The following is a 25,107-nucleotide window of genomic DNA, read 5'->3' on the forward strand; positions in this document are numbered from 1 at the left end:
TTCATAAGGTGTGCTATTTTACATCTATAAAAATATTTTATTGGGATACGGTAATGCTAGAGGTGGCTTTTCAGATAAAGGGAAATATTTTAGTTCTACAGATTCTCCATCAACTGCTTTTAACCCACCTCCGATAATTTCACACTCAAATACAACAACAATATACTCTACTTGATCCCCATTCGAATATGTATGACGAAACTCTTTCCCTCCAAATACCCCTTTTTCTTTTTTCACTTTTATTTTTAATCCTGTTTCTTCCCACACTTCTCTAACAACCGCTTCTTCTGGTGTTTCTCCTGGTTCGATTGCCCCTGCTGGCAAACTCCAGTGTTCTCCTCCAGGATATTGGAATAAGATTTCCCCCTGCTCGTTTTTAATAACAGCAGCTATACTCGGCATAAAAATAAGTTCAGATCCTAATTTTTCACGAAGTCTTTTATAATATAATGACATTGGCATTTGATTTTCTCCCCCCACAATAAATAACTGTATTTTCTAACAATTATTATATAATATTATTAATATCAACTTCTATAAAGAAAGGAAGATCAAATGTCACAAGAGAAACCAACAAATCAGTTTCTATCGTTTTTATCCGTTACAAAAAAGCCTGTAAGTTTAAATTTTTTAAATGAACTTGTTAAAGCTCATCAAGAGAAAGTAAAGTGGGAAACTCTTACTAAAATAATTGACTGGGAAAAAGGTAATGAAACAAGTAATTATTTTCCTTCCATTGAGACATACATAAACCGTATTACAACAAAAGGTCTGGGGGGTACTTGTTGGACGTGCTCGATTGGATTCCATTGGTTATTATCAAACCTTGGTTTTGACGTTCATTATTTGTATATGAATCCCGGACATTTATGCTTACGCGTTAACTTAGAGCAGCCTTACTACGTTGATGTTGGTTACTGTGCACCTTTATTTCAAGCTTATCCACTATATGAATCATTTCAAGTAAGTAATGTAAGAGAGACTTTTTCTTATGAAGTTTCAAATAATAGGATTGAAATTACTAGAGATCCAGGTCCAGCAAAAATCTTAAATACAGAGCCAATACATTTAACAAGTATGAAAGAACTCATTAAAAAGTCTAATGACTGGCATTCTTCTCCTGTATTAAAGAAAATTCAGATTTTCGGTTATATCGATGGCATTCCAACTTCTATTAATGATAATATTTTAAAACGATATTTCCAAGGTAAGAAAAGAGAACATAGCCTTACCTCTTCTGAACTTGCTTATTGGATAACAGAAAGATTTTGTATTGATAAAGAAATGTACCAAACAGCAACTAATATTTTTAATGAGAAAACTTCAAAAAAATAAACTGTTACTCAACATGTTAAGTGACAGTTTATTTTAAATATTTTATTAACGATACAATGATACAAAATAGCGATGTAAGTAAAAACAACAACCCCATATTCTTATTCTCTTTTTCCTCCTTCTTAACGTTTTGTATCCCCATACCAGCAAGCATAAATCCTAACAATAATTGCAAAATAAGCATACTTTGCTTCGAGTCATCATTCCAACTGTAAATAGAATAGCCCATTATAATAATAGCGAGTGTGAATGTGGTAATTCTAATCATAAAAACACCACCTATTTGATTCTATTGTTTTAACCTACTCACCATTCCAACAATAAACTTATACTCAGCTCTACTTTTTCTTACTTTCTTAAAGCCCTCTTTCGTATCAAAAATAAAACACGTTTTCCGAAGCCAAATGCGTACGTATAAAGACTCAAAATAAATTGGTTTTATAATTCCTCGTTCCTCAAATTCAGTTCCATCTTTATTTTCAGTTTCCGTTCGAACGAACCACCTATTTCCGATACCAATTTCAATATACTTCACACGCTAACCCCCTTCAGGAAATCTTCTTTCTAATAATTCTATTATTTCCCTGGCAAGCGCACATTCCGACAGAACGTGAGCCCACAAAGAAAAAGTAGATTACAAAAATCTACTTTTATAGCCTAAATTTTTGCATACGTTTATAAAATGTACTGCGTGGCACATCTAATAGTTTTGCAGCTAATGAAACATTTCCGTTCGTCTTTTCTAGCGCTTCAATCATACTATCACGCTGTATTTTTTCACGGAAATTTAATGTATGTTCTGTTTTATTTTCAGCTTGCAATTCAAGTTGATGTTGATTTCCCATCATTGTTTGTAATAAAAAAGAGATTTGTTTTTCGCATATTTCCCGTCCTTGCGACAAAATGTAAATACGTTCTAATACATTTAATAATTCCCGAATATTTCCGGGCCATGTATGCTGTGAAAATTGCTTACAAATACTCTTTGGAAATACGATATTCCACTTCTTTCGTTCGCAAAAATGTTGTATGAAATATGGAATATCTTCTTTTCTCTCCAATAATGATGGAACATATAGCGGATAAACATGTAAACGATAATATAAATCTTGACGGAATTTCCCTTCTTCTACTAAACGTAGTAAATCTTTATGTGTTGCAGTAATAATACGAATATTTACTGGTACTTCTTTTGAACTTCCAATTGGTGTTACTGTTCGCTCTTGTAAAACGCGCAATAGCGCTACTTGCATCTCTGGTGGTATTTCACCAATTTCATCTAAAAATATTGTTCCTCCGTCTGCTTGTTCGAATTTCCCTTTATATCCTTGGCGCCGCGCACCTGTAAACGCTCCTTCAGCATAACCGAATAATTCACTTTCCATTAATTCTTTCGGTAATGAACCGCAGTTAACAGCTATAAAAGGACCCTTTTTTCTTGAACTATTTTCATGAATCGCTCTCGCTACATATTCTTTCCCTACACCTGTTTCACCACATACATATACACTAGCGTCAGTTGGTGAAACAAGCTTAATTTCTTCTAAAGTATGTTGAAATACGCTGCTTGTCCCAATAACTCCAGGAAAAGTAATGCCGTTTATAAATGGGAAATTAGAAAATAAATTCGCCTGTTTATTTTCCTTTAAATAAATACATTTCCCAATCATTCTATCATTACTATATACTGGTACTTCTAATTTAGATTTCAATCCGTTGTGTATTAAATCTTCAAGTTTCATTCGTGACCAATTACATACTCGTTCGCGAACCCTCTTGCTCGCAGAAACGATAACATCGCGATGATTACAAATAACAACTTGTTCATCACTGTCAATTACATCTAAAAAACGATGGATTAAGTGTAGCTCATTTTGATGCACTCGAATACTACATTCACGTTCAATCGCATGTGCAATCGAAGTTACCATACCGAGCATATATGGATGCGAAAACTCAATTGGACAGGAGAAATCTAGAACACCAATTAATTTCCCATCATCATTATGAATGGGAGCGGCCGCACAACTCCAGCTATGAGATGCGACAGAATAATGCTCTGTACCACTTATCATAATAGCCTCTTCAATCTCTAACGCTGTTCCTATCGCATTTGTACCAATAGCTGCCTCCGTCCATTTCACACCTTCAATGAAATTAATATGTTTCGCTCTTTTCAACGTTTGCTGATTTCCACTTAACGATAGAACGTAACCATCTGGATCAATTAATAATGCCATCATTTGCAGTTCATCAATGGTTTTTCTCATATTTTGTATTTGAGGTATTGCTATATCAAGGAAGATTTCACTTTTTTTCTTTTGACCCTGAAAAATATTAGAAGACAAAATTTTCTGACCTTTATTCATATGAGGATTCACATTTGCTCGTTTACATCGGTGCCATGATTCTGAAATTCTTTCGTTTATACGGTTCGAATCAAGGACTCCTTCATCAACAAACTTTTTCCATGTATGTAAGTAGAACGGTGAAGCTAACATTGTATCATCTCCCTTTTAATTGTTTTGGAGATTTATAAAACATACTTTTATTATAAAACTGAATAAAAGCGTTTTCAATACAACTAGAAAGATGACACAAATATGTTAATGATTTGAATATCTTAATGCGTTTCTTTATTCTTTTTTAGTAGCACTATATTTTGTATAATGGATCCAAAGAAAATACATAACCAAAACCACTTTTGCGGATTGTTATTTATAAAGAAAACTACCATCGCTATTGCGAATAAAATAGTGGCTGCTAAACTAGTATATAATTTCGTTCTAATCCCCATTAGACTTCACTCCCTATCATTTTACAGTGCATAGTAACTCTTCATTTTTCATCTCTAGTATGTACTCTCGTAAAACATATTCTTTCCCGCCATGTTTTTCATACCAATCATGTATTCTTTTAACATGCATCTTATCACTTCTAATTTTCATTTCAATTTCTTCATAATCTTCATATCTATCATATTCCCATATTGCAAATACTTCAGTCGTGCCATCATTATTGCCTTTCATCCAGCGTCCTATTAGTCGAGAGCCATGCTTTAACTGATTAGGTAAATTAGTATTATTAAAATGAGCATTAAATACTTCAATAAATTCATTTTTTACTATATAGTACTTTCTTCTGTAAAACATTCCACTACACCTCTTTTATGAAATGTATTAATAAACCTTCCCATTACTACCGTATTATAATACTTCCCATCCGATAGCCTTTTATCATTTTTCAGTATACCTTCTACTTCAAAACCTAATTTTTTATAAAGGTGAATGGCTTTTTCGTTTGTCTCTAACACTTGTAATGATATCTTTTTCACTTCATTTTCATCAGCCCAATGAATAGATTGTTGCAATAGAATCTTACCGATTCCATATCCCCAAAACTCTCTTAAAATACAAACACCAAACTCTACTTTATGAGATAATCTCTTCAAATTTGATCCTTCACATCTTGAAAATCCTACGATTTGGTTGTGCACTTCTGCAACTAAAAAGAGATTCTTCAGTTCTTCACTATCTGTTTTTATTATTTTTTGAAACCCTACCTTATCTATAAATCCCTCTCCAGCTTCTCTATCCATATTTTCAGTTTCACCATCGATCTGAACTCTAATTTTCGCTAACTGCTCTGCATCTGTTTCAGCTGCAGAACGAATTGTATAAGTTAATCCATTTATATGAAACTCTTGTCCTTTTATAATCATTTCAAACTCCTTTTAAACGCAGTCTATTGGTGCTATCAAAATTTCTTTACCTTGTTTCTCAAATTGTTGAATCGTTTCTTTACTAGCCTCTTCATCTGTTATTATAAGGTCAATTTCTCTCAGTGACTCTCCTTTTATAAAGCAGTTTATTCCGAGTTTATTATGAGGAGCTAAACAAATGTTTCTTCTAGCAATTTTACTTACTGTTTTTCCAAAATAAGCAACTTCCGGCGTTGCAGTGCTTATACCATTCGATGAAATGCCGCCACCTGTAGAAAAATACAGATCAATTGAGAATCGACTTATCAATTCTGAGGCAAGTGTATCTGTCATATTTCCTGATGGTTTCACTTTTCCACCAATTAAGTACGTATCTACATTCTTATACTCCCGTAACTTACTAGCAATTTCTAAAGCATTCGTAATCACTGTAAATGATGTTTCAGGTAAATACTTTAACATCGCATAATGAATAGATGCCCCGCCAATAAAAACGGAATCTCCTTCTTGTATGAATGATGCAGCAACTTTCGCAATCGCTCCTTCATCTAGTGAACTATTACAATAACGTTTCGATGGTTCGGCAGCTAAATTCCTTACTCTAGCAAGTTCGATTGCACCTCCATGTGTTCTTTTTAACAAGCCATCCTTCTCCATAATAGACAAATCTCTTCTTATAGAATCAATAGACATATCGAAACTTTCCGCAAGATCTTTAGCAATTACCCTTCCATCTTTCTTAAGTAACTCTAAAATTTTCTCTCTACGCTCTTCAGTAAACATCTTCCCACCACCGTTATTGAAGATTCAGAAATTTTATCTTTATTTTCATTATATGCATGCTTTTTCAGTTTTACAATATTTTCAATTCTTATTTTTTCCGCTTTATACAGGTTTTCTCCTTCTTTCTATCCCATTACATTCAACACCAAATAAATGTACATTTGCATATTCTATTAAAATACTTCTATTTACCTCCTTGTCGTTGTAAAATTATTCCTATGTTTTACTTTTTAATACAGAAAGGGATTACTATGAAATCTATAATTAAAGTAACTTGTACAGCATTATTATTTACAGGAATAATGGCAGGATGTAGTGAAAATACTGCACCAAAACATGAAAAGAGCGCTTTTGAAAAAAATGCAATGCACTATGGGGAAATATTTAAAAACGAATACTATAGAGCAACAGTTGAAAATGCAAAATTTGAAAAAATAGACAAAGAGTGGCGTCTTACTGCTCGTGTTACAATTAATAACGCTCGTGCTGACGGACAAACAATAGATCTTACAGAAATAAAATATTTCATAAAAGATGAAAAAACTGGTGGAAAATACGAAGGTGAATTTATACAAAATGAGAACGCTGAAAAGGTTCCATCTGAGTTCTCTTTAACTACTGACATTGTATTTAATATGAAAACTTCACCAAAAGATTTAAATAATATGTATTTGTACATAGATAGTAAAGTTGCTCCATTAACAAATACATATTGGAAGCTTGATAATCTAGTATCAAAATAAAAAACAGTCTTAAATGACTGTTTTTTTGTTATCAAACTTGTAAATTTCAGCAAAAGAAACTCTCTTTATTATAAATTAATATACAAATAACTAAGTTATTTTTTCTCAAGCAATACATCTTTTGCACAAATCGTTACTTCTTCAAATGGGCAATCAAATAACACACCCAATTCAAATCCATTTTCAGTAAGTGCTATTTCATGACACATCCACCAAGCACCTTCAAATTTTTTCGGCATAGAACATTCCGTAACTCCTTTAAAAATAAGTCGAAGCTTTTCAAAATCACTAAAACTACCACTGCAATCTAAAATAATAATTAGCGTATCTTTTGATTTTTTCTCTACTGATTTGACTACACTGTCATGTAGTGAGTATTCATGTAGTTGAACGACATTCTGTGTGAGTTTTTCTTTTATAGAATTAAAATTTTCTATATAAGCTTGTTCTAAATCATTCATTCTTTTCTCATAATCTATTGTCCACTCAAGCATAAGTTTCTTTAATTTTTCCGATGGGTATTCTGAATTAATTGTATTGTCATGAATGTATGGATGTAGTGACTTAGGTAGAAACTTTAATAAATCTTCTTTCTTTTCTTCCACATCTTCTCTCAAATTTTGCTTATAATCCATTCCTACCTTTTCACTCTCTCGCAACACCTCTTCCCATTCTTCTAATGTTTCTGAGAAAATTAAAAATCCAGATACTTGCATTTCTTTATACCAATCTTTATTGAAATACTTCAATGGCTTTCCTCCTATAACATTTAAATATCCAATAAAAAAGATATATATTTATTATATCATTCCAATAACTATTTTTTCTAAAGAAAAAATGCAAAACTGTAAATATTACGCCTCTCATTTCTAAAACTTCATAACATTTACAATAATCAATAATTAAAATGCATTTTAGATTCACCTGTACAAAAATCCAAACAAAAAGGGATGGTTATATGTTGAAGAAATTAATAGCAGGGACATTAGTAGCGGGTTTTGCATTAACTGGTGGACTAGGAGTAGCGGCTTTAAAAACTTACCTTCTAGCTGGAATGACAGAATTTCTTCTGTAAGCACAGCATCACCTTCTGCAAGTTATTCAACAACACTTTGGGAGCATACTTCTACACAAGGATATGGAAAAGGTGTTGTATTTAAACACGCTGATTGGTATGGTAAAACTGCTAATTTAGCTCCTGAATGGAACGATAAAACTTCAGCTATTGACGTTAAAAAGTAATAGGGTATTTAATTTCTTCTATAAAAATTCAAACCACTATTCTCTCATCCATTTAGAGAATAGTGGTTTATTATAATCCCATTTAAGCATGCACAGCATGTCCTACCGCTTGCAATAACGCTTCGTGAATTGCTTCAGATAAAGTTGGATGCGCTGCAATATAATCTCTCATAATATCAGCGGTAACTTCCGTATGAATCATTACAGTTCCTTGTCCGATTAGTTCGGTTGCACGAGGACCGATAATAGAAATCCCAACAATTTCTTGGTACTTCGGTTCCACAATGACTTTTACTTTACCCGTCTGTTCTCCAATAATAAGCGCTTTTCCGTTTGCTGTAAAAGGAAATTCTCCGATAAGAATATCACCAAATTGCTCTCTTGCTCCTTTTTCACTTAAACCGACGCTAGCAATTTCTGGAGCTGTATAAATACAGCGAGGTACAGCATGGTAGTTTACTTTCACATCTTCTCCGCTCGCGTGTAATGCTGCTGTCGTTCCTTCATGGAAGGCAACGTGAGCAAGCTGAATTCCACCAATCACATCACCTGCTGCGTAAATATGAGATACATTTGTTTGCATATGTTCATTCACAGAAATTCCTTTATTTGAAAATTGAATGCCTGCTTTTTCTAAATCTAATTCTTGTACACGTGGTTTTCGGCCTACAGAAACGAGAACAAATTCTGGATTGGCTTCTTGGATACTTCCTTCATATTCAAATGAAGCCTGCTTCTTATAATTATTTAATCCTTTTAAAGCTGCTCCTGTAAATATTTCTACTCCATCATTTTCTAGTTTCTCTCTTAATATATTTGCAATATCTTCATCTTCACCAGGTAATAATTGCGGTGCCATTTCAACAATCGTAACTTTTGTTCCAAGCCGACTATAAATACTTGCAAACTCGCAACCTATTACACCACCGCCAACGATTAATAATGATTTCGGTATATTTTCTAGGGACATCGCATGGCTACTATTTAAAATCCACTTCCCATCAAATGGAGCAAAAGGTAATTCAGTTGGTTCTGAACCTGCCGCTATAATGAACTGTTCTCCATCTACTACATCTTCCTTATCACCGTGTGTAACTCGCACACGGTCATCCGTTTCAAATTTTGCTTTACCTTGTATAACTTTTATTTTATTTTTCTTCATTAAATATTGAATTCCTTGGACGAGCTGCGATACGATTTGTGATTTCCTCGCTTGTATTTGCTTCCAATCAATTGATATACTTCCTTTGTTAAGCGTAACTCCATAATTATTCGCTTTTCTCACAATATCATGCACTTCCGCACTTTCTAACAAAGATTTTGTAGGCATGCAACCAACATTTAAACAAGTCCCGCCAAGATCAGCTTCATCAATAAGAGTGACATCTTTTCCATTTTGAGCCGCGGTAATTGCCGCTACATAGCCAGCAGGGCCGCCACCAATAACAACTAAATTACTCATTCTCTCACCTTCTCTTTATAAAAGAATTGTTACAGGTTCTTCTAAATAACGTTTAATTGTGCGTAAAAATGCAGCTGCTGGTGCACCATCTAATACACGATGATCGAATGTTAAACTTAAAGGTAACATACTTCCTTTTCTTAATTTTTCCCCTTTATATACTGGAACATGTTCAATTGCCCCCACACCTAAAATACCAGTTTCAGGCGTATTTAATACTGGTGTGAAATATTCAATTCCAAAGCTACCTAAATTACTAATTGTAAAGGTTGTTCCTTGCATATCATCACTACTTAAACTACCTTTTCTTGCTTTTTGTGCAACGTTTTTAATTTGTTTAGATAACTCTACTAAAGATAGATTATTAGCAAAGCGAATAGCCGGAACGACTAATCCTTTTTCTATTGCGACCGCCATACCTAAATGAACATGTCCAAATTGATGGATTGCATCATCTATATAAGCGCTGTTCATTTCTTTATGCTCCCCAAGCGCTAATACAACAGCGCGAGAAACGAGATCCGTAATAGTTAGTTTGTTATCGTATCTTTCTTGTACAACTTCCGCTATTTCTTTATGTAAAGCCACTAAATCTGTAACATCTACTTTCATCGTTAATGTTAATTGCGCACTATTTTGTAAGCTTGCATGCATACGGTTTGCGATTGCTTTCCGCATACCAGTAACAGGAATTACTTTGCTTTCTTCTTGTTCTAGTACTTCTGGAATTGTCACTCTTTCTTCAAGTGCTTTTAATACATCTACCTTTGTAATTCTTCCGCCAGGACCTGTACCAATTAATTCCCTAATATTAAGATTTTCGGTTTTTGCAATTTTCTTCGCTACTGGAGATATTTTGACCCTTTGCTTCACCATTTCTTTCGCATATGGTTCTGGATGTTGTACATTTTTAGGTTCTGGATTAGGTATTTTTTCTTCTACAACATGAATATTTTCATGAACCTCTACTTTTTCATTCGGTTTACCGATGTAGCAAATTATAGTACCAGGTGGAACTCCCTCATCTTCACTTACAGCTATATCAAGAACAGTTCCATCAGCTGGTGCTTCTATTTCAGTTTCGATTTTTTCTGAGTTAATACTAGCAATTAGTTCACCTTTTGCTACATGATCGCCCGCTTTAATATTCCAGCTCGTAATAATACCTTCTTTCATCGCCATACCTAACTTCGGCATTACAACTTCTACAGCCATGTTTCTCTCTCCCTTCTCATCGTTTCATTACACATGTAATAAAGATTGGTCTCCAATCATTTCTGAAACAGTTTCAATTACTTTCTCCGGCGTTGGTAAATATAACTTTTCAAGTGGTGGCGAGAACGGAACTGGTGTATGTGGTGCTGTAATTCGTTTAATAGGTGCATCTAACAAATCGAATCCTTTATCGGCTACAATTGCTGCAATATCTGTTGCGATACTACATCTTGGATTTGCTTCGTCAATAACAATTAGCCGATTTGTTTTTTCAACAGATGCTAAAATCGTATCCTCATCCAACGGTGATAAAGAACGTGGATCGATTACTTCTACTTCAAGTCCCTTTTTCGATAATTGCTCAGCAGCTGCAAGTGCTGTATGAACTTGTTTTCCAATTGCGATGATTGTTACATCAGAACCCTCGCGTTTAATATCTGCTTTCCCTAAAGGAATTGTATAGTACCCTTCTGGCACTTCACCTTTCATATTGTAGAGTGTTTTATCTTCAAAGAAGATTACTGGGTCATCATCTTCAATTGCCGCTAATAATAAGCCTTTTGCGTCATACGGAGTAGAAGGAACGACAACTTTTATACCTGGAATGCTCGTAAATAACGCATATAAACTTTGCGAATGTTGTGCTGCTGCGCTAAAACCAGCACCATGCATCGTACGTACTGTAACTGGCACTTTCGCTTTACCACCGAACATATAGCGGAACTTTGCACCTTGATTTAATACTTGATCAAGACAACTACCGATAAAATCATTAAACATTAATTCAGCAATCGGACGTAAACCTGTTGCCGCCGCTGCCATCGCCGCTCCCATATAACCTGCTTCTGAAATTGGTGTATCTAAAATACGATTTCGGCCAAATTCTTGTACAAGTCCTTTCGTAACACCGAGTACACCGCCCCACGCTTCATCATCTTGCAAGTGATCAACTTGTGCACCACCTGCAACATCTTCTCCGATTAAAATTACGTTTTCATCACGACGCATTGAAATTTTCATCGCTTCATTAATTGCAGTTGACATACTTACTGTTCTAGTCATTATTTTTCACCCTCCTCTTATTTGTAAGAAACGTATACATCTTTTAATAATTCTGCATCCTCTGGATATGGACTATTTTCACTAAATTCAATTGATTTTTGGACTGCTTCATCTACTGCCTTTTCCATATCAACAAGTTCATTTTCTGTTAATAAGCCTTCATGAATTAAATGCTTACGGAAATGCACAATCGCATCTTTTTCATTTAAATGCTCTTCTTTTTCTTCTGAAGTTTTATATGTTTGTGCTTCCCCTTCAAAATGACCGTAGTTACGATATGTCATACATTCAATAATTGTTGGTCCACCGCCATTACGCGCACGTTCTATCGCTTCTTCCGCGGCTTTATATACTGCAAGTAGATCTTTCCCATCCACCTGAACACCTGGAATATTGTAAGCTTTCGCTCGATCTGCAATGGAATCACAACTTGAAGCATATTCAAATGTCGTTGCTTCACCGTAACCATTATTTTCTGCGATAAAAATAACTGGTAACTTCCAAATCGCCGCTAAATTAACTCCTTCATGAAATGTCCCTTCATTATTTGCTCCGTCACCGAAGAAACAAACACTTACATCTTTCGTTCCTTTATATTTAGCTGTTAATGCTGAACCGCAAGCAAGTGGGAAACCGCCGCCTACAATTCCATTCGCACCAAGCATTCCTTTATTTAAATCGGCAATATGCATTGAGCCGCCTTTTCCTTTACATAATCCTGTCGCTTTCCCAAAAAGTTCAGCCATCATACCGTTTAAATCACAGCCTTTTGCGATACAATGTCCATGTCCTCTATGCGTACTTGTAATACTGTCACTATCTGTTAAGTGGGCACATACACCAACTGCTACCGCTTCTTCACCTGCGTATAAATGAACGAAACCTGGCAGCACGCCTTGAGCGAACAATTCATGTACCTTATCTTCAAACTTACGAATCTCTAACATTTTTTCATACATCCAACGAGCTTGTTCTTTCGAAATTTCATTCCCTTTACTTTCAGTTGTTTTTAACATGTCCAGCCCTCCTATTTTCTTGTTCATCTTTTATATTGCAAGTACTGTGCCAAATTCTAATCCTTGATTTAATAGGTTTTCTCTTTTCTTTCATAATAAAAAAGTGGACAAAATGAGACGTTTGTCTCGTTTTGTCCACTTTTGTTCACCTAATTTGAGAATTATTATCTTATTCATTATCAAAACTCTTCTGTAACTTCCGGATATAAATAATTTGACCAATATGATAAGCATTATGAGTTGTTACGTTTGCTAGCACTTCCCACCACTTCGCACTTACTAGAAATCCAATTACATCACTTTCTACCCTCTCTTCATTGATGAGCTTTTGCCATTGTAACAGTTTCTCTAGTAGTTTTTCTCTTAACTCATCGAAAGATTGATTATCTGAAAGCATAAAACTTTTGTTATTATCACCAATAGCAGGCACGGCATTAACATTCGATTCTTTGTACCTAGTTTGCCACGTTGAGTTCCAATACAGTAAATGTTGTACAATTTCAGCTATACTATTACTCTCTTCATTCGGTTTCCAGAAAGCTTCTCTCTCAGATAAATCTTTCACTGCATCTGAAAATGGAATATACCAACTAGGATCATTTGCATTCGCCAATAATTGATCTGCTAATACATCTTTCACATGGGCCATTTTTCTTCCCTCATTTCATTAACGTATTCATACTCACTTCTTTATATACGCTGAGTCCGAATAATTCCCTCTTTTAAAAATCATTAAAAAATCTCGTATAACATTAATGGGTACTTCTCTCAAAATGAATGTTAGAATAATAGATTTTCTTATCATAACTCGTTATGATAAAAGAAAAAGAAAGCTGGCAGAAAATGAATAAAAAAATCGCAATTATTACAGGATCCTCAAGTGGATTTGGGCTATTAACTACACTTGAACTTGCAAAAAAAGATTATTTAGTTATCGCTACAATGCGAAACCTTGAAAAGCAAGTAAACTTACTATCTCAAGCTGCTAAACTCAACTTACAACAAAATATAAAAGTTCAACAATTAGATGTAACAGACCAAAGTTCTATACATAGCTTCCAATTATTTTTAAAAGAAATAAACAGAGTAGACCTTCTCATTAATAATGCAGGATATGCAAATGGGGGCTTTGTAGAAGAAATTGCAGTAGAGGAATACCGTAAACAATTTGAAACGAACCTTTTTGGAGCTATATCAATCACTCAGCTTGTCTTACCATATATGAGAGAACAGAAAAGCGGAAAAATCATTAATATAAGCAGTATTAGTGGCCAAGTTGGATTCCCTGGTCTATCCCCTTACGTTTCTTCAAAATATGCATTAGAAGGATGGAGTGAATCCCTTCGTTTAGAAGTAAAACCTTTCGGAATAGATGTTGTATTAGTGGAACCAGGCTCTTATAACACCAATATATGGGAAGTTGGTAAACAACTAGCTACAAATCAATCTGAAACTACTTCTCCTTACAAAGAATATATGGATAAAATACAAAAACATATTAATAGCGGCAGTGATACATTTGGTAATCCGATAGATGTTGCTAATAAAATCGTTGAAATTGCTGACGCAAAACGTACTACATTACGATATCCGATTGGAAAAGGCGTAAAATTTATGATTTTTGCGAAGAAAGTTCTTCCTTGGAGATTGTGGGAGTTTCTTGTTTTGAGGAGTTTTAAGAAGATGTAAGTGGCTTTATTGAAAAAATATGTAAGGGGTGCTAATTAAATGCTAGGTTTACCCTATGGTAAAGTGTTTTTAGTTCCGTGGTCCGAAGAGTGGGAATTTGAGTTTTCAAAAGAAAAACAATTAATTGAGGAACAAATTGGAAAATACATTTTAGCGATACACCATATTGGAAGTACTTCCATCCCGCATTTAAGCGCAAAGCCTATTATTGATATTGCGATTGAATTAAGAGATTATACGGTCGGTTTAAACTGTATTAAAGGGTTAGAACTACTAAATTATAAATACAGAAAAGATGTACTACCTGAAAGATACTATTTTAACAAAGGCGAGCCAAGAACTCATCAAATTCATATGTATGAACAAGAGAATACATATTTAATAGAACAATTAAGTTTCCGAGATTACTTAAGAAATAATACAACTGCTCGCATGCAGTATGAGCAGTTAAAGATTCGACTTTCACAAGCAAACCCTAACAATAAACATAAGTATGCGGAGGACAAAGCTAGTTTTATTAAATGTATATTAGATAAAACTAGCGTCTGAAAATATTTTCATTTCCAAAACAAAAAGCAACCATTTATCACCTAACAGATACATGGTTGCTTTTCACTCCATCCCCTTGTTTTCTTCTTTTACGTTAAAAACGGCTGGAAGTAAAGTAACAATGCAATCATAATAATAAATGCAACTAAGCCGATTATCGAAAGAATGCATTCTTTCGATTCCCTATTATATTTCCACTCCATCCATGCCCGTAACGTCCATAAAGTTCCGAAAAAAATGAACATAACATATCCTACATTTTCGCTATTTACATAAGTAAAACAAGTTATGAAATAAATAATAAATAATACTATTTCCAATTTCATATGCAAACTATTCACATACTTATAACCGAAGAACCCCCTCTTCTTCATATTCAATTTTTTTCTTAGAAACTGTTCTAAAAAGTAACCACCTATACCTAGTACAATAATAATAATAAAATAGCAGAGGTTCCCATTTCGCTCCCTCCTATTACCTAATTTATTTTTAGAAATAAAGTTGATTTTATTATGATTACTTTCTACTAAACAATTTAAAATTCCACCAAATTATTAGTGTGCTTTCAATAATTATTTTGTCATGCAGCAGGTGGAACAAAGTAAAACATCATCGAAATCATAAGGATAAACGAAGTTAATCCGAATAACGAAATAATATACTCTTTCGATTTTTTATCATACTTCCATTCCATCCATGCTCTTAAAATCCAGGAAACCCCTAAATAAGTAAAAATGACATACGCAATATTAGCGCTTTCGAATTTGAATATATAAATAAAACTAGTTATTAAATAAACAAAAATTAGTCCTATTTCTAATTTTTTATGTAAGCTATTTACATGTTTATTATATCCCCATAAGCCTTTCTTTGGCATATTCAACTTTCTTCTTAAAAATTGTTCTAAAAAGTAGCCCACTATACAAAAAACAAAGATTATAATCCAAAACGTATAGGTTCTCATTTCCATTCCTCCTATTAACTCATTGAATTATTTAAAATAAAGTGGATGATATTACAGTTATTCTCTTCTAAATAATTTAAGATTCCTATAGGGTATATTGGCTTCTCCTTTAATTCGTCTAGACTTTTCCAAATTAATATAATATCTTCATGTTCTTTATGCCTTATTTCATTTGTAATTATCTCTTCAACCGTTCCCCAATGTATTAATGTACAATGATGTCCTTTTTCGTTGTTCCACTCAAAAATATGCTCATTTACAACAGCTAACTCTTGAACATCGATCTTCAAATCGTATTCTTCCATTAATTCTCGCATTATTGCTTCTTTTGCTATTTCACCAAATTCAATAGAACCGCCTGGAAAACGATAAAATGTTTTACTTAAATCACATTGTACAAGTACTTTAGAATGATCTTCATTTAAAATCATTACTTCAGCACGTAATTTAGGTATTTTCATTTTGTCTCCCCATTCATTCCACATAGGATTAAATCCAATAACTATAAAAGAAAAGATTAATCATAATTCCTGTTATTATTAATAATGGAACTGTTCCTAAAGAAATGACATATTCCCTCGATTCTTTATCATATTTCCACTCCATATATGATTGAAAGCAGTATAAAGTTATTAAAAATAATAGGGGTAAATTACTAATATAAACGGGATTTAAAGTGGCACATATCATCGTTACAATTATATAAGAAATGATAAGAGCCCTAGTACCCCATTTATGAGCGTTGTTTACATATTTACTATTCCAGTCAGTTTGTTTCGGTATATTTAATTTTTTTCTCACTACTTTTTCCAAAAAAACTAAGAATACGATCCATAATACTAATAAAGCCCCTTTAACTAAAAGCAGCGATGTCTCCTCCTTTACCTTTTCACCGGCTGATCACTTGGGTACGTAGCATGCATTTTGTTTTCAACGTCCCAACTAATAATTGTAGCACTATCTCGTCCGAATTGATGATGAACGTGCTCTAATACATGCTGAACACTTTCGTCAAGTTCTATATTATTTCTATTCATGTCATTATATAGATTTAATGGCGTTTCATAACGACGTTCGCCGCATTCTAATACTCCATCTGTAACCATTACAATTCGATTTTTTCCAGTACGTAATTCACGAATTCCTGTTGAATAGCACGGAATAGGTAAATCAAATGTATTTACATTACCAATCCATTCATAAAATTGACGTTGGTTTAATGTATATTGTCCTAATTTATGTAATTCTTCATGAAATACATAAACTAAACAATCGCCAATAGATAGCCACCATATATAATTTTCTTTTCTTATACATATTAAGCAAGCTGTTTCACCTTTTACTCTTTTGCACTTTTCTTTAAATGATTGTGATTGAAAAATTGTAAGTATATGATTTTCAACAGATCGAAATACTGTTTTAATTGATTCTTTCATAATCGCTTTTATATTTTCATATTCTTTTTGGATTGTATTTACTACTAAATCAACACTTTCTGCACTATTATGTCCGTCTAATATAACGGCGAATTCCCAATCACCATTCGACCAAACTAATGCACCGTCTTCATTCTTTTTTGCTCTGGCACTTATATTTCCGCCGTATTTACCAAGTACGATATCACCATATTGCTTTACCGAAACTTCATCTAAACACATCTCTCTACTTCCAACCCATGAATATTGTGTATTATTTGTTATATGCATACTCATTTACCATATACTTTCGTATTCTTTCACATAGTTTTTGTATTTGCTCTGAACCTCCATGCGGTGCACCTGTCCATCCCGCTACTTCAGTTGGTGACCAAAACTCTTTCGGTGTATTCGGATAACGCGGTATGATGTGCATATGCATATGGGGTACACCATTCCCTGAAACGAAAGTGTAAATATGTTCTGCACCTTCGCTTTCTTTTAACGCTTTACTTATTCTACTTGTTATAAGTCCGAATGCTTTTGCCTCATTTTCAGCTAATTCAGCGAGACCAGGTACATGTCTTTTTATATCAATCATTACGTAACCAAGATATGTTTCTTCTGTATCCCAATGGACATGTCCAACGTATACGAGATCGTCTTCATATATAGCACCACCTGGAACTGTAATGTTTCCTTTATGTTTTTCGCAAATAAAGCAGTTTTGTTCTACTTGATTGTTTATTGACATATCCATCACCATCCTTTCCATTTATAATATCATATAAAAAGGAAAAATAGGGTTTATATTCCGAAAATTCAATCTCTTGAATCGTCATCTTTTCTATAAATTTATATTCTACGATTTAAACAAATTTCATATTAAAAGTTTGCAACACATTATTTCTTCAAAACTGTAATCCCAATTCCAACTGCAATCCCAATCGCTATTCCGATTGCTATATGATCAGTAAATACACCAGGAATTACACCGATTACAACACCTATAGCGACACCAATTGTCATAGCATCATTTCTTTTTTTATTTTTAGACAAAATTGCATCTCCTCCCATCATTTCTCCCTGTTCAATATCCATTTACACAAACGTAATGATATTCTAATATATTCATTGTTCACTTGAATATTCCCCCAAAATATACTTTAAAATATATTTTTCCATTTTCTGTACATACTCCTCTTATTATGAAAAAATTTTCGAGTAACCATTAAATATACATAGGCATTTACTATAAGAAAGATTCGTAATTCATTGAAGGAGGAACGATTCAAATGCATCCTCATTGGAATCCAAACTTAAATCAACAATATGTTTACTCACCTCATACTGCAAGGAATACACTGCATTATGATTCGCAATACATGATGCAGCGCATCGCAAGCCTTGAAAGCCAATTGGCTAAATTAATCTCCTTAATCGAGGAAAATAATCATTTAATTAAATCAATGGAACAACAGCAAAACCAAGTTTGTGCACCAGCTGGAGGTTCTGTTATTGTTCGTATGTAATTCGAATGCAAAAAAACACACTTTGTTGTATAAAGTGTGTTTTTTTGCATTATTTTCTTTTTGTATGAAACCCTTGTGTAATGCGGTCTAATATAATCGCAATCACGACGATAGCTAGTCCAGCTTCAAATCCCATTCCGATATTTACTTGTGTAACAGAGCGATATACATCGACGCCAAGTCCTGGCGCTCCTACAAGTGAAGCTGTTACAACCATTGATAGCGAAAGCATAATACTTTGGTTCACTCCAGCCATGATCGTTCCAGTTGCAAGTGGTAATTGTACTTTAAATAGTTTTTGTGATGCTGTGGATCCAAATGCATTCGCTGCTTCAATTAAATCTTCTGGAACTTGTCTAATTCCTAAGTCTGTAAAGCGAATTGTCGGTGGCATTGCAAAAATAACGGAAGCAATAATACCAGGAACAACGCCTACACCAAAAAACGTAATGGCTGGTATTAAATAAACGAAGGCTGGCATTGTTTGCATAAAATCTAATGTCGGTTTTAGAAATTTTGAGAAACGTTCATTTTGAGATGCTAAAATGCCAATTGGAATTCCGACAATAATTGAAATAATAACAGACGTAAGTACGAGTGCTAATGTTTGCATCGTTTGTGCCCAGTAGTTAATATTTAAAATAAATAATAATCCGATGAGCGTAAAAATGACTAAAGATAATTTCCTCGTTGTGTACCAAATGAGGAAACATAGGATAATAATCATCAATATGGCTGGTATTATTGTTAAAAAATTAGTGAGTAAATCAACGAATCCGCCGATAATATATGAGAACCCTCGAAACAGCCCTTCAAAGTGCTCATATAAACTTGCAACAAATGAATCAACCCATTCGCCTAATGGAATGCGCGGAATATTATTCATCGTCCTTCACCTCTTCCTCAATGTTTCCTGCAAGAGCTTGAATGACACTTTCACGTTTAATAATTCCTCTTAACCTTTTCTTCTCATCGATTACTGGTAACGGATATTTCATCTCCGCCATTTTTGCATACGTTTCCTCAAGTAAAGTATCTAAATAAACGTGCGGAATATCATTAAGTAATAAGTCAGCAATTGGCCACTGCTTTTGTACCGCCTTGCTCGCATCGTCTGCTGTTAATATACCTAAGAACTCATACTTTTTGTTTACAACATATACTGTAGAAACACCCGCATTCCTCATAATTTGAAGGGCTACACGCGGTCCACGGTCAATTAATAAAGTCTCCGGTCGTTTTAATATAGATTCCGCCGTAATTACTTTTCCTAAATTCACGTCCGCAACGAACTTCTCTACAAATTCATTGGCAGGGCTCATCATAATTTCTTCCGGCGTTCCAATTTGAACGATTTCTCCATCTTTCATTAATGCGATACGATCGCCAATTCGAAGTGCTTCATCTAAATCATGCGTAATAAATATAATTGTTTTTTCCATTTTATCTTGTAACTCTAACAGTTCATCTTGCATTTCTTTTCGAATTAGTGGATCTAATGCACTAAATGACTCGTCCATTAGTAATACATCTGGATTATTCGTTAGTGCCCTTGCGATTCCAACACGCTGCTGCATACCACCACTAAGTTGACTAGGGTAATTATCTTTATGATGATCAAGTCCTACTAACTGTAGTGATTCTAACGCCTTATTTTCTCGTTCCTCTACTGGAACTCCTTGAATTTCTAACCCGTACGCAACGTTTTGTATCACTGTACGGTGCGGAAATAAAGCGAACTTTTGAAACACCATGCTCATCTTCGTTCTTCTCACTCTTCGTAATTCTTCTTTTCCCATCGTTGCAATGTCTTCACCATCTATGTATATATGCCCCGCTGTCGGTTTGATTAATTGATTTAGCATTCGAACTAGCGTTGATTTCCCGCTACCGGATAAACCCATAATAACGAAAATTTCTCCGGTGTATACTTCAAACGTTGCTTTTTTCACACCAACGTTCATTCCTGTCTCTTTTAAAATTTCTGATTTGCTTTTTCCTTCTTTTAATAAGGTAAGCGCTCTTTGCGGGTGTTTCCCAAATACTTTTGTTACGTTTTCAACACGCACCTTTGTATTATCCATGTCACTACTCCTTTTCTACCCATGTATTTACATAGTGTTGCGATTTTGCAAAGAAATATTACATAAAAATGACATTCATAAGCTTTCTTTAAAATTCTCATTTCCGTTCATAATAAGAATGCTTACTTATACATTTATTTAAAAAGGCAAACGTTACTTAGGAGGTTTTCGATGCGAAAGAAAATATGGCTTATATGCCTTGCATTATTTATTACTATGATTTTCACTTCATGTAATGCAACAAATGCAAATTCGAAAGGGAAAATTAAACTTGGTGTAACAAGTTGGAAAGAAAATATTGCAACTGCAAACATGTGGAAAGTTTTATTAGAAGACAAAGGTTACAAGGTTGAGCTCATGTATTTAGAAAAAGCTGCGATTTGGACTGGCGTCGCCCGTGGCGATGTTGATGCTAATTTAGAAGTATGGCTGCCTGTTACTGATAAACCGCTAAATGCTCGTTATAAAGATGACATTGTCTTAAAATCAAAATGGTATGAAGGCACTGGTCTTGGTTTGGTCGTCCCTTCTTATATGAAAAACATAAACAGCATAGAAGATTTAAACGCACATAAAGATGAGCTAGATAATAAAATTGTTGGGATTGAACCAGGTAGTAGCCTTATGAATTTAACGGATAAAGCAATGAAGGCATATGATATAAAATTAAAACTTGTCCAATCTTCAGAAGCTGCGATGATGAGCGAACTAAAGAAGGCATATACGAAAAAGAAACCAATCGCTGTTACGCTTTGGAATCCGCATTGGGGTTTTTCAGAATTTGACTTGAAATATTTAAAAGACCCTAAGAAAGTATATGGTGAAAAAGATGACATTTATTACTCCGTTCGTAAAGGTTTCGAAAAAGATCATCCGGATATTGTGAAATACTTTGATAAATGGAAAATGAATGATGAACAGCTTGGTACGTTAATGGTCATGTTAAATAAAACGAAAGATCCGGAAGAAGCCGCGCGAAAATGGATTAAAAAAAATCAAGCTTTAGTTGATGAATGGGTAAAAGAATGACAAAAACAAGCTAGGGAATTTATCATATTCTCTAGCCTGTTTCATTTTATTTTTTCTCAATAACTGCATCAACAATTCCATATTCCTTCGCTTCTACTGCCGTCATAAAATAATCTCTTTCTGTATCATGAGCTACCTTTTCTACTGGTTGCCCTGTTCGATCAGATATGATTTTGTTAATATCATGTTTTAACTTCAATATTCTTTTTGCTGTAATTTCAATCTCTGTTGCTTGCCCTTTTACACCGCCGAGCGGTTGATGAATCATGATTTCACTGTTAGGGAGCGCAAATCTTTTTCCCTTTGCGCCAGCTAATAGTAAAAGCGCACCAAATGATGCCGCAAAGCCCATACAAAGTGTTTGCACATCTGGTTTAATAAGGTTCATCGTATCTAATATTGCAAATCCCGCTGTCGTTGAACCGCCCGGACTATTGATATACAAGAATATATCTTTTTCTGCATCTTCCGCTTCTAAAAATAATAATTGTGCTACTACACTGCTTGCAACTTGATCGTTAATTTCTGAACCAATCATAATAATTCGGTCTTTTAATAATCTTGAATATATATCATAGGAGCGTTCTCCTAATTTCGTTTGTTCTACTACGTAAGGAATTGCATTCATATTAAATCCCTCCATCTATTTTATGCCGCACTAAGCATACAACTGTAAGAAGAAGGTTTTTTCATACTGAATAATAACACCGGTTGTATTGATGGTAACTTAGTGAAGTCTATTGTTGGGAGAAGTTTCGTCAACAATTCAGGTCTTTCTTCACGAATAGAAGTTACAACGATTTCAACATCATCCGTGTACTCCACTATTTCAATGCCTTCTTCACTTACAGTTTTCAGCCTATTTCTACTCCTAAATAACGATGCTTTCACTGCACCTTCTGATACCGAACATACTTTAGCAATATCCGCGATACTATATTGAAAAACATCCTTTAATAATAAAATTACAGACTGTTGCACATTTAACGAAGACAATAATTCCCCTACCATTTCATGCAAATCTGCAATTTTTTCATGTGGTTCTTCAAATGTAATTTGCTGTTCTAACTTTTCTTGAACGGATTTTGATTTCATTTGATCTAACCATTGATTTCGAGCAATTTTATACAGAAGCGTTATACAAATTTTCTTCTCACTATACTTTTGAAGAACTTTGCAAATTGCTTCTTGGGCAAGGTCTTCCCCATCCCATTTATTCTTCGTCAAAAACGTACAGTATCTTTTTACCTCTGCATAATGTTCAATTAATAAATTTATATTTGAATGATTCATATCGATATGATTCTTTAAAACCTGAGTTACTTTTGTGCACAAAATAACCACTCCTTTTCAGCGCTTACTTATTAAACGATTGAACAAATAAAAAAGTTACGGTACTTTTAATAAATTTTATGTTTATGTTCATGGATACGGGTCATAAATATGTTATATAGAATTTTACATGAGGAGGAATCAATTTGCCAAAATTAACAGTGGAAGGTACCAGAACTTTTGACATTAAAGAAGGAACGAAATTAGTATTAGCACTTGAAGATAACGGTGTACACATTCTTCATCGTTGCGGTGGCAAAGCCAGATGTACAACTTGCCGAGTTGAAGTCATTGCAGGTGATTTTTGTGAGGCGACAAATGATGAAAAACAAGCTATTACGGAAAAAGGAATTGAAGACCACTTACGATTATCGTGCCAAATGCGTGTACATAAAGATATTACTGTTCGCCCTATACTTACAGTTGAAAATTCCGGTTTAGATGCTGGACCGCGCCCGGCGGAGTAAAATGATGAATTTAAAACAGCTTGCAGGCGAATATGCTGCTGGCTTTGTAAGAGATGGTATGACGATTGGACTTGGTACGGGTTCAACCGTATATTGGACGATACAAAAGTTAGGTCACCGTGTACAAGAAGGGTTATCTATTCAAGCTGTACCGACATCAAAAGAAACTGAAGTATTAGCAAAACAATTATCTATTCCGCTAATCTCTTTAAATGAAATTGATATACTTGATCTCACAATTGATGGAGCAGATGAAATTAATTCAAATTTACAGTTAATAAAAGGCGGCGGTGGTGCATTACTTCGTGAAAAAATTGTTGCCTCTTCCTCTAAAGAACTTATTATTATTGCAGATGAATCCAAACTCGTTTCACACTTAGGTGTCTTTCCACTTCCTATTGAAATCATCCCCTTCTCTTGGAAGAAAACTGAAAAACGAATGCAAGATTTAGGATGCGAAACACGTTTACGTATGAAAGATGGCAGACCATTTATAACTGATAACGGCAATTTAATTATTGATAGTATTTTTCCAAACAAAATACTGAATCCAAATGAAACACATACAAAGTTAAAAATGATTACCGGTGTAGTTGAAACAGGATTATTTATCAATATGACGAGCAAAGCGATCATCGGAACAGAAAACGGTATAAAAGAATATTAACCATTTTAAAAACTGATTTTCGCAAGTCAGTTTTTTCTTTTTGCTTTTATAGCATTACAGTATGATATACTATGAAAACACATTCATATCACACTAGAAAGGGCTGAACAATTTGCAATCCAAACTCATAACAGAACTTACAGATTTAGAAACTGCCTTTCACATTCGAAAAGAAGTTTTTGTAAAAGAACAAGGTGTCCCACTTGAAGATGAATTCGATAAATTTGATGAAATCGGTGAGAAATGTAAACATATTTTAGTTTATTATAACGAGCTTCCTGTAGGAACTGGTCGTATACGATTCGTTGACGGAATGGGTAAACTAGAACGAATTTGTATTTTAAAAGACTATCGCAAATACGGATTAGGCAAAGTAATAATCAAAGCACTAGAAGATATTGCTCGTAACAAAGAAGCAAACAAAGTTAAACTACACGGTCAAACACAAGCTGAAGGGTTTTATGAAAAATTAGGCTATCAAACTTCTTCTGATGTATTTATGGAAGATGGAATTGCGCACATTCTTATGACGAAAGTGTTATCATAATAGAAAGGTTACTATATGATTCTACATTATGTATTCGTATAGTAACCTTTCTGTAGCTTATTCGTTTAAAAGTCTCTTTGTTGAATATTCTAGATTAATACAAAAAGACGACGCTGAATACGTCGTCTTTTTTATAAGCAGAAAAGTTAATTCTCAAGCTTCCTTTTTTTGCATCAAAGCCCATCATCTTTCATTTCATCAACTCCTCGCTTCATATAACATAAAAGTGTCTATATCATTTAATATAGACACC

Annotated in this window: 34 protein-coding genes and 1 pseudogene; 10 read left to right on the forward strand and 25 right to left on the reverse strand. The window is 34.1% G+C overall.

The genetic code is table 11. The features are described from left to right. Positions 1-24 precede the first annotated feature (24 nt). Positions 25-462 carry an NUDIX hydrolase gene (locus LUS72_RS13635; protein WP_002147436.1) on the reverse strand — a complete coding sequence of 146 codons (438 nt, stop codon included), beginning with the start codon at positions 460-462 and terminating at the stop codon, positions 25-27. Positions 463-555: 93 nt separating this feature from the next. On the opposite strand from LUS72_RS13635, the gene LUS72_RS13640 reads away from it, so the two are divergent. Further along, complete coding sequence (locus LUS72_RS13640) at positions 556-1,335, forward strand: arylamine N-acetyltransferase (protein WP_097829360.1); 780 nt, start codon at positions 556-558, stop codon at positions 1,333-1,335. A 28-nt stretch (positions 1,336-1,363) separates the two neighbouring features. Here the strand turns inward: LUS72_RS13640 and LUS72_RS13645 are convergent, their stop codons facing one another. The 7 genes from LUS72_RS13645 to LUS72_RS13675 form a co-directional block, all read right to left on the reverse strand. After that, positions 1,364-1,603: a DUF3953 domain-containing protein gene (locus LUS72_RS13645; protein WP_097829361.1), complete on the reverse strand. Its 240-nt coding sequence runs from the start codon at positions 1,601-1,603 to the stop codon at positions 1,364-1,366. A 21-nt stretch (positions 1,604-1,624) separates the two neighbouring features. Beyond that, positions 1,625-1,870, reverse strand: coding sequence for a DUF3977 family protein (locus LUS72_RS13650; RefSeq protein ID WP_097829362.1), 246 nt, complete (start codon positions 1,868-1,870; stop codon positions 1,625-1,627). A 115-nt stretch (positions 1,871-1,985) separates the two neighbouring features. Further along, positions 1,986-3,836, reverse strand: a complete 1,851-nt coding sequence (locus LUS72_RS13655; RefSeq protein WP_097829363.1) for a sigma-54-dependent Fis family transcriptional regulator — start codon at positions 3,834-3,836, stop codon at positions 1,986-1,988. Positions 3,837-3,958: 122 nt separating this feature from the next. Continuing rightward, entirely contained in the window at positions 3,959-4,132 is a 174-nt protein-coding gene (locus LUS72_RS13660) for a hypothetical protein (RefSeq protein ID WP_170961014.1), read from the reverse strand. A gap of 16 nt (positions 4,133-4,148) precedes the next feature. After that, positions 4,149-4,487 (reverse strand): NIPSNAP family protein, encoded by a 339-nt coding sequence (locus LUS72_RS13665; protein ID WP_097829364.1) that lies wholly within the window; start codon positions 4,485-4,487, stop codon positions 4,149-4,151. Next, positions 4,460-5,056, reverse strand: coding sequence for a GNAT family N-acetyltransferase (locus tag LUS72_RS13670; protein ID WP_097829365.1), 597 nt, complete (start codon positions 5,054-5,056; stop codon positions 4,460-4,462). The genes LUS72_RS13665 and LUS72_RS13670 overlap by 28 nt, the downstream gene beginning before the upstream one ends. Positions 5,057-5,068: 12 nt before the next feature. Then, positions 5,069-5,839 carry a DeoR/GlpR family DNA-binding transcription regulator gene (locus LUS72_RS13675; protein WP_097829366.1) on the reverse strand — a complete coding sequence of 257 codons (771 nt, stop codon included), beginning with the start codon at positions 5,837-5,839 and terminating at the stop codon, positions 5,069-5,071. Positions 5,840-6,090: 251 nt separating this feature from the next. Between LUS72_RS13675 and LUS72_RS13680 the strand changes: the two genes are divergently transcribed. Next, a complete protein-coding gene (locus LUS72_RS13680; RefSeq protein WP_264446478.1) occupies positions 6,091-6,582 on the forward strand; it encodes a hypothetical protein in 492 nt (163 codons plus the stop codon). A 95-nt stretch (positions 6,583-6,677) separates the two neighbouring features. Here LUS72_RS13680 and LUS72_RS13685 read toward each other — a convergent pair whose 3' ends face one another. Continuing rightward, positions 6,678-7,331, reverse strand: a complete 654-nt coding sequence (locus tag LUS72_RS13685; protein WP_097829368.1) for a DUF4085 family protein — start codon at positions 7,329-7,331, stop codon at positions 6,678-6,680. Between the two features lie 271 nt (positions 7,332-7,602). Here LUS72_RS13685 and LUS72_RS13690 point away from each other — a divergent pair. Continuing rightward, positions 7,603-7,824, forward strand: a pseudogene (locus LUS72_RS13690) (hypothetical protein); the annotation flags it as partial. A gap of 82 nt (positions 7,825-7,906) precedes the next feature. Here LUS72_RS13690 and lpdA read toward each other — a convergent pair. The 5 genes from lpdA to LUS72_RS13715 form a co-directional block, all read right to left on the reverse strand. Further along, complete coding sequence (gene lpdA, locus LUS72_RS13695) at positions 7,907-9,286, reverse strand: dihydrolipoyl dehydrogenase (RefSeq protein WP_097829369.1); 1,380 nt, start codon at positions 9,284-9,286, stop codon at positions 7,907-7,909. Between the two features lie 15 nt (positions 9,287-9,301). Beyond that, the gene (locus LUS72_RS13700) at positions 9,302-10,501 is read right to left on the reverse strand and encodes a dihydrolipoamide acetyltransferase family protein (protein ID WP_264446483.1); all 1,200 of its coding nucleotides are present in this window, start codon (positions 10,499-10,501) and stop codon (positions 9,302-9,304) included. A 27-nt stretch (positions 10,502-10,528) separates the two neighbouring features. Further along, positions 10,529-11,563, reverse strand: a complete 1,035-nt coding sequence (gene acoB / locus LUS72_RS13705; protein WP_097829371.1) for an acetoin:2,6-dichlorophenolindophenol oxidoreductase subunit beta — start codon at positions 11,561-11,563, stop codon at positions 10,529-10,531. 17 nt (positions 11,564-11,580) lie between these two features. Continuing rightward, complete coding sequence (gene acoA, locus LUS72_RS13710; protein WP_097829372.1) at positions 11,581-12,579, reverse strand: acetoin:2,6-dichlorophenolindophenol oxidoreductase subunit alpha; 999 nt, start codon at positions 12,577-12,579, stop codon at positions 11,581-11,583. 169 nt (positions 12,580-12,748) lie between these two features. Continuing rightward, positions 12,749-13,228: a DinB family protein gene (locus LUS72_RS13715; RefSeq protein WP_097829373.1), complete on the reverse strand. Its 480-nt coding sequence runs from the start codon at positions 13,226-13,228 to the stop codon at positions 12,749-12,751. Between the two features lie 194 nt (positions 13,229-13,422). Here LUS72_RS13715 and LUS72_RS13720 point away from each other — a divergent pair, with 194 nt between their 5' ends. Beyond that, a complete protein-coding gene (locus tag LUS72_RS13720) occupies positions 13,423-14,268 on the forward strand; it encodes an oxidoreductase (protein WP_218011733.1) in 846 nt (281 codons plus the stop codon). Positions 14,269-14,307: 39 nt separating this feature from the next. Continuing rightward, positions 14,308-14,817 carry a GrpB family protein gene (locus tag LUS72_RS13725; RefSeq protein ID WP_097829375.1) on the forward strand — a complete coding sequence of 170 codons (510 nt, stop codon included), beginning with the start codon at positions 14,308-14,310 and terminating at the stop codon, positions 14,815-14,817. 89 nt (positions 14,818-14,906) lie between these two features. On the opposite strand, the gene LUS72_RS13730 is transcribed toward LUS72_RS13725, so the two are convergent. From LUS72_RS13730 to LUS72_RS13760, 7 genes are all read right to left on the reverse strand, one after another. Continuing rightward, positions 14,907-15,257, reverse strand: coding sequence for a DUF4181 domain-containing protein (locus LUS72_RS13730; protein WP_141533390.1), 351 nt, complete (start codon positions 15,255-15,257; stop codon positions 14,907-14,909). Between the two features lie 140 nt (positions 15,258-15,397). Beyond that, on the reverse strand, positions 15,398-15,781 hold the full coding sequence (locus LUS72_RS13735) for a DUF4181 domain-containing protein (RefSeq protein WP_097829377.1): 384 nt from the start codon (positions 15,779-15,781) through the stop codon (positions 15,398-15,400). A gap of 14 nt (positions 15,782-15,795) precedes the next feature. Next, on the reverse strand, positions 15,796-16,242 hold the full coding sequence (locus LUS72_RS13740; protein ID WP_097829378.1) for an NUDIX domain-containing protein: 447 nt from the start codon (positions 16,240-16,242) through the stop codon (positions 15,796-15,798). A gap of 28 nt (positions 16,243-16,270) precedes the next feature. Then, on the reverse strand, positions 16,271-16,594 hold the full coding sequence (locus tag LUS72_RS13745; protein WP_097829379.1) for a DUF4181 domain-containing protein: 324 nt from the start codon (positions 16,592-16,594) through the stop codon (positions 16,271-16,273). Positions 16,595-16,662: 68 nt separating this feature from the next. Further along, complete coding sequence (locus tag LUS72_RS13750) at positions 16,663-17,487, reverse strand: PP2C family serine/threonine-protein phosphatase (RefSeq protein WP_097829380.1); 825 nt, start codon at positions 17,485-17,487, stop codon at positions 16,663-16,665. Then, the gene (locus tag LUS72_RS13755) at positions 17,471-17,962 is read right to left on the reverse strand and encodes an HIT family protein (protein WP_141533400.1); all 492 of its coding nucleotides are present in this window, start codon (positions 17,960-17,962) and stop codon (positions 17,471-17,473) included. Before LUS72_RS13755 ends, LUS72_RS13750 begins: the two co-directional genes overlap by 17 nt. 137 nt (positions 17,963-18,099) lie before the next feature. Next, positions 18,100-18,273: a glycine zipper domain-containing protein gene (locus tag LUS72_RS13760; protein ID WP_097829382.1), complete on the reverse strand. Its 174-nt coding sequence runs from the start codon at positions 18,271-18,273 to the stop codon at positions 18,100-18,102. Between the two features lie 218 nt (positions 18,274-18,491). Between LUS72_RS13760 and LUS72_RS13765 the strand changes: the two genes are divergently transcribed. Next, positions 18,492-18,728 carry a hypothetical protein gene (locus LUS72_RS13765; RefSeq protein WP_128280232.1) on the forward strand — a complete coding sequence of 79 codons (237 nt, stop codon included), beginning with the start codon at positions 18,492-18,494 and terminating at the stop codon, positions 18,726-18,728. Between the two features lie 49 nt (positions 18,729-18,777). Here the strand turns inward: LUS72_RS13765 and LUS72_RS13770 are convergent, their stop codons facing one another. Continuing rightward, complete coding sequence (locus LUS72_RS13770) at positions 18,778-19,614, reverse strand: ABC transporter permease (RefSeq protein ID WP_097829383.1); 837 nt, start codon at positions 19,612-19,614, stop codon at positions 18,778-18,780. Beyond that, on the reverse strand, positions 19,607-20,812 hold the full coding sequence (locus LUS72_RS13775; protein WP_000370622.1) for a quaternary amine ABC transporter ATP-binding protein: 1,206 nt from the start codon (positions 20,810-20,812) through the stop codon (positions 19,607-19,609). The genes LUS72_RS13770 and LUS72_RS13775 overlap by 8 nt, the downstream gene beginning before the upstream one ends. A 171-nt stretch (positions 20,813-20,983) precedes the next feature. Between LUS72_RS13775 and LUS72_RS13780 the strand changes: the two genes are divergently transcribed. Next, entirely contained in the window at positions 20,984-21,841 is an 858-nt protein-coding gene (locus tag LUS72_RS13780) for a glycine betaine ABC transporter substrate-binding protein (protein WP_097829384.1), read from the forward strand. Between the two features lie 46 nt (positions 21,842-21,887). On the opposite strand, the gene clpP is transcribed toward LUS72_RS13780, so the two are convergent. Both clpP and LUS72_RS13790 read right to left on the reverse strand, forming a co-directional pair. Next, positions 21,888-22,469, reverse strand: coding sequence for an ATP-dependent Clp endopeptidase proteolytic subunit ClpP (gene clpP, locus LUS72_RS13785; RefSeq protein WP_002147396.1), 582 nt, complete (start codon positions 22,467-22,469; stop codon positions 21,888-21,890). 20 nt (positions 22,470-22,489) lie between these two features. Beyond that, complete coding sequence (locus tag LUS72_RS13790) at positions 22,490-23,176, reverse strand: RNA polymerase subunit sigma-70 (RefSeq protein WP_097829385.1); 687 nt, start codon at positions 23,174-23,176, stop codon at positions 22,490-22,492. Positions 23,177-23,319: 143 nt separating this feature from the next. Between LUS72_RS13790 and LUS72_RS13795 the strand changes: the two genes are divergently transcribed. The 3 genes from LUS72_RS13795 to LUS72_RS13805 all read left to right on the forward strand — a co-directional run bounded on the left by LUS72_RS13795 (position 23,320) and on the right by LUS72_RS13805 (position 24,854). Then, positions 23,320-23,640, forward strand: coding sequence for a 2Fe-2S iron-sulfur cluster-binding protein (locus LUS72_RS13795; protein ID WP_097829386.1), 321 nt, complete (start codon positions 23,320-23,322; stop codon positions 23,638-23,640). 4 nt (positions 23,641-23,644) lie between these two features. Next, a complete protein-coding gene (gene rpiA, locus LUS72_RS13800) occupies positions 23,645-24,307 on the forward strand; it encodes a ribose 5-phosphate isomerase A (RefSeq protein WP_097829387.1) in 663 nt (220 codons plus the stop codon). Between the two features lie 112 nt (positions 24,308-24,419). Next, a complete protein-coding gene (locus tag LUS72_RS13805) occupies positions 24,420-24,854 on the forward strand; it encodes a GNAT family N-acetyltransferase (RefSeq protein WP_097829388.1) in 435 nt (144 codons plus the stop codon). Positions 24,855-25,107: the final 253 nt, after the last annotated feature.

The sequence above is a fragment of the Bacillus cereus genome (genome assembly GCF_025917685.1).
GTDB classification, from domain to species: domain Bacteria; phylum Bacillota; class Bacilli; order Bacillales; family Bacillaceae_G; genus Bacillus_A; species Bacillus_A cereus_AT.

Coding starts and splice junctions, on each gene's coding strand:
- LUS72_RS13635 (WP_002147436.1), bottom strand. CDS start 462: ATGCCAATGTCATTATATTATAAAAGACTTCGTGAAAAATTAGGATCT.
- LUS72_RS13640 (WP_097829360.1), top strand. CDS start 556: ATGTCACAAGAGAAACCAACAAATCAGTTTCTATCGTTTTTATCCGTT.
- LUS72_RS13645 (WP_097829361.1), bottom strand. CDS start 1,603: ATGATTAGAATTACCACATTCACACTCGCTATTATTATAATGGGCTAT.
- LUS72_RS13655 (WP_097829363.1), bottom strand. CDS start 3,836: ATGTTAGCTTCACCGTTCTACTTACATACATGGAAAAAGTTTGTTGAT.
- LUS72_RS13660 (WP_170961014.1), bottom strand. CDS start 4,132: ATGGGGATTAGAACGAAATTATATACTAGTTTAGCAGCCACTATTTTA.
- LUS72_RS13665 (WP_097829364.1), bottom strand. CDS start 4,487: ATGTTTTACAGAAGAAAGTACTATATAGTAAAAAATGAATTTATTGAA.
- LUS72_RS13670 (WP_097829365.1), bottom strand. CDS start 5,056: ATGATTATAAAAGGACAAGAGTTTCATATAAATGGATTAACTTATACA.
- LUS72_RS13675 (WP_097829366.1), bottom strand. CDS start 5,839: ATGTTTACTGAAGAGCGTAGAGAGAAAATTTTAGAGTTACTTAAGAAA.
- LUS72_RS13680 (WP_264446478.1), top strand. CDS start 6,091: ATGAAATCTATAATTAAAGTAACTTGTACAGCATTATTATTTACAGGA.
- lpdA (WP_097829369.1), bottom strand. CDS start 9,286: ATGAGTAATTTAGTTGTTATTGGTGGCGGCCCTGCTGGCTATGTAGCG.
- LUS72_RS13700 (WP_264446483.1), bottom strand. CDS start 10,501: ATGGCTGTAGAAGTTGTAATGCCGAAGTTAGGTATGGCGATGAAAGAA.
- acoB (WP_097829371.1), bottom strand. CDS start 11,563: ATGACTAGAACAGTAAGTATGTCAACTGCAATTAATGAAGCGATGAAA.
- acoA (WP_097829372.1), bottom strand. CDS start 12,579: ATGTTAAAAACAACTGAAAGTAAAGGGAATGAAATTTCGAAAGAACAA.
- LUS72_RS13715 (WP_097829373.1), bottom strand. CDS start 13,228: ATGGCCCATGTGAAAGATGTATTAGCAGATCAATTATTGGCGAATGCA.
- LUS72_RS13720 (WP_218011733.1), top strand. CDS start 13,423: ATGAATAAAAAAATCGCAATTATTACAGGATCCTCAAGTGGATTTGGG.
- LUS72_RS13725 (WP_097829375.1), top strand. CDS start 14,308: ATGCTAGGTTTACCCTATGGTAAAGTGTTTTTAGTTCCGTGGTCCGAA.
- LUS72_RS13735 (WP_097829377.1), bottom strand. CDS start 15,781: ATGAGAACCTATACGTTTTGGATTATAATCTTTGTTTTTTGTATAGTG.
- LUS72_RS13740 (WP_097829378.1), bottom strand. CDS start 16,242: ATGAAAATACCTAAATTACGTGCTGAAGTAATGATTTTAAATGAAGAT.
- LUS72_RS13750 (WP_097829380.1), bottom strand. CDS start 17,487: ATGCATATAACAAATAATACACAATATTCATGGGTTGGAAGTAGAGAG.
- LUS72_RS13755 (WP_141533400.1), bottom strand. CDS start 17,962: ATGGTGATGGATATGTCAATAAACAATCAAGTAGAACAAAACTGCTTT.
- LUS72_RS13760 (WP_097829382.1), bottom strand. CDS start 18,273: ATGGGAGGAGATGCAATTTTGTCTAAAAATAAAAAAAGAAATGATGCT.
- LUS72_RS13765 (WP_128280232.1), top strand. CDS start 18,492: ATGCATCCTCATTGGAATCCAAACTTAAATCAACAATATGTTTACTCA.
- LUS72_RS13770 (WP_097829383.1), bottom strand. CDS start 19,614: ATGAATAATATTCCGCGCATTCCATTAGGCGAATGGGTTGATTCATTT.
- LUS72_RS13775 (WP_000370622.1), bottom strand. CDS start 20,812: ATGGATAATACAAAGGTGCGTGTTGAAAACGTAACAAAAGTATTTGGG.
- LUS72_RS13780 (WP_097829384.1), top strand. CDS start 20,984: ATGCGAAAGAAAATATGGCTTATATGCCTTGCATTATTTATTACTATG.
- clpP (WP_002147396.1), bottom strand. CDS start 22,469: ATGAATGCAATTCCTTACGTAGTAGAACAAACGAAATTAGGAGAACGC.
- rpiA (WP_097829387.1), top strand. CDS start 23,645: ATGAATTTAAAACAGCTTGCAGGCGAATATGCTGCTGGCTTTGTAAGA.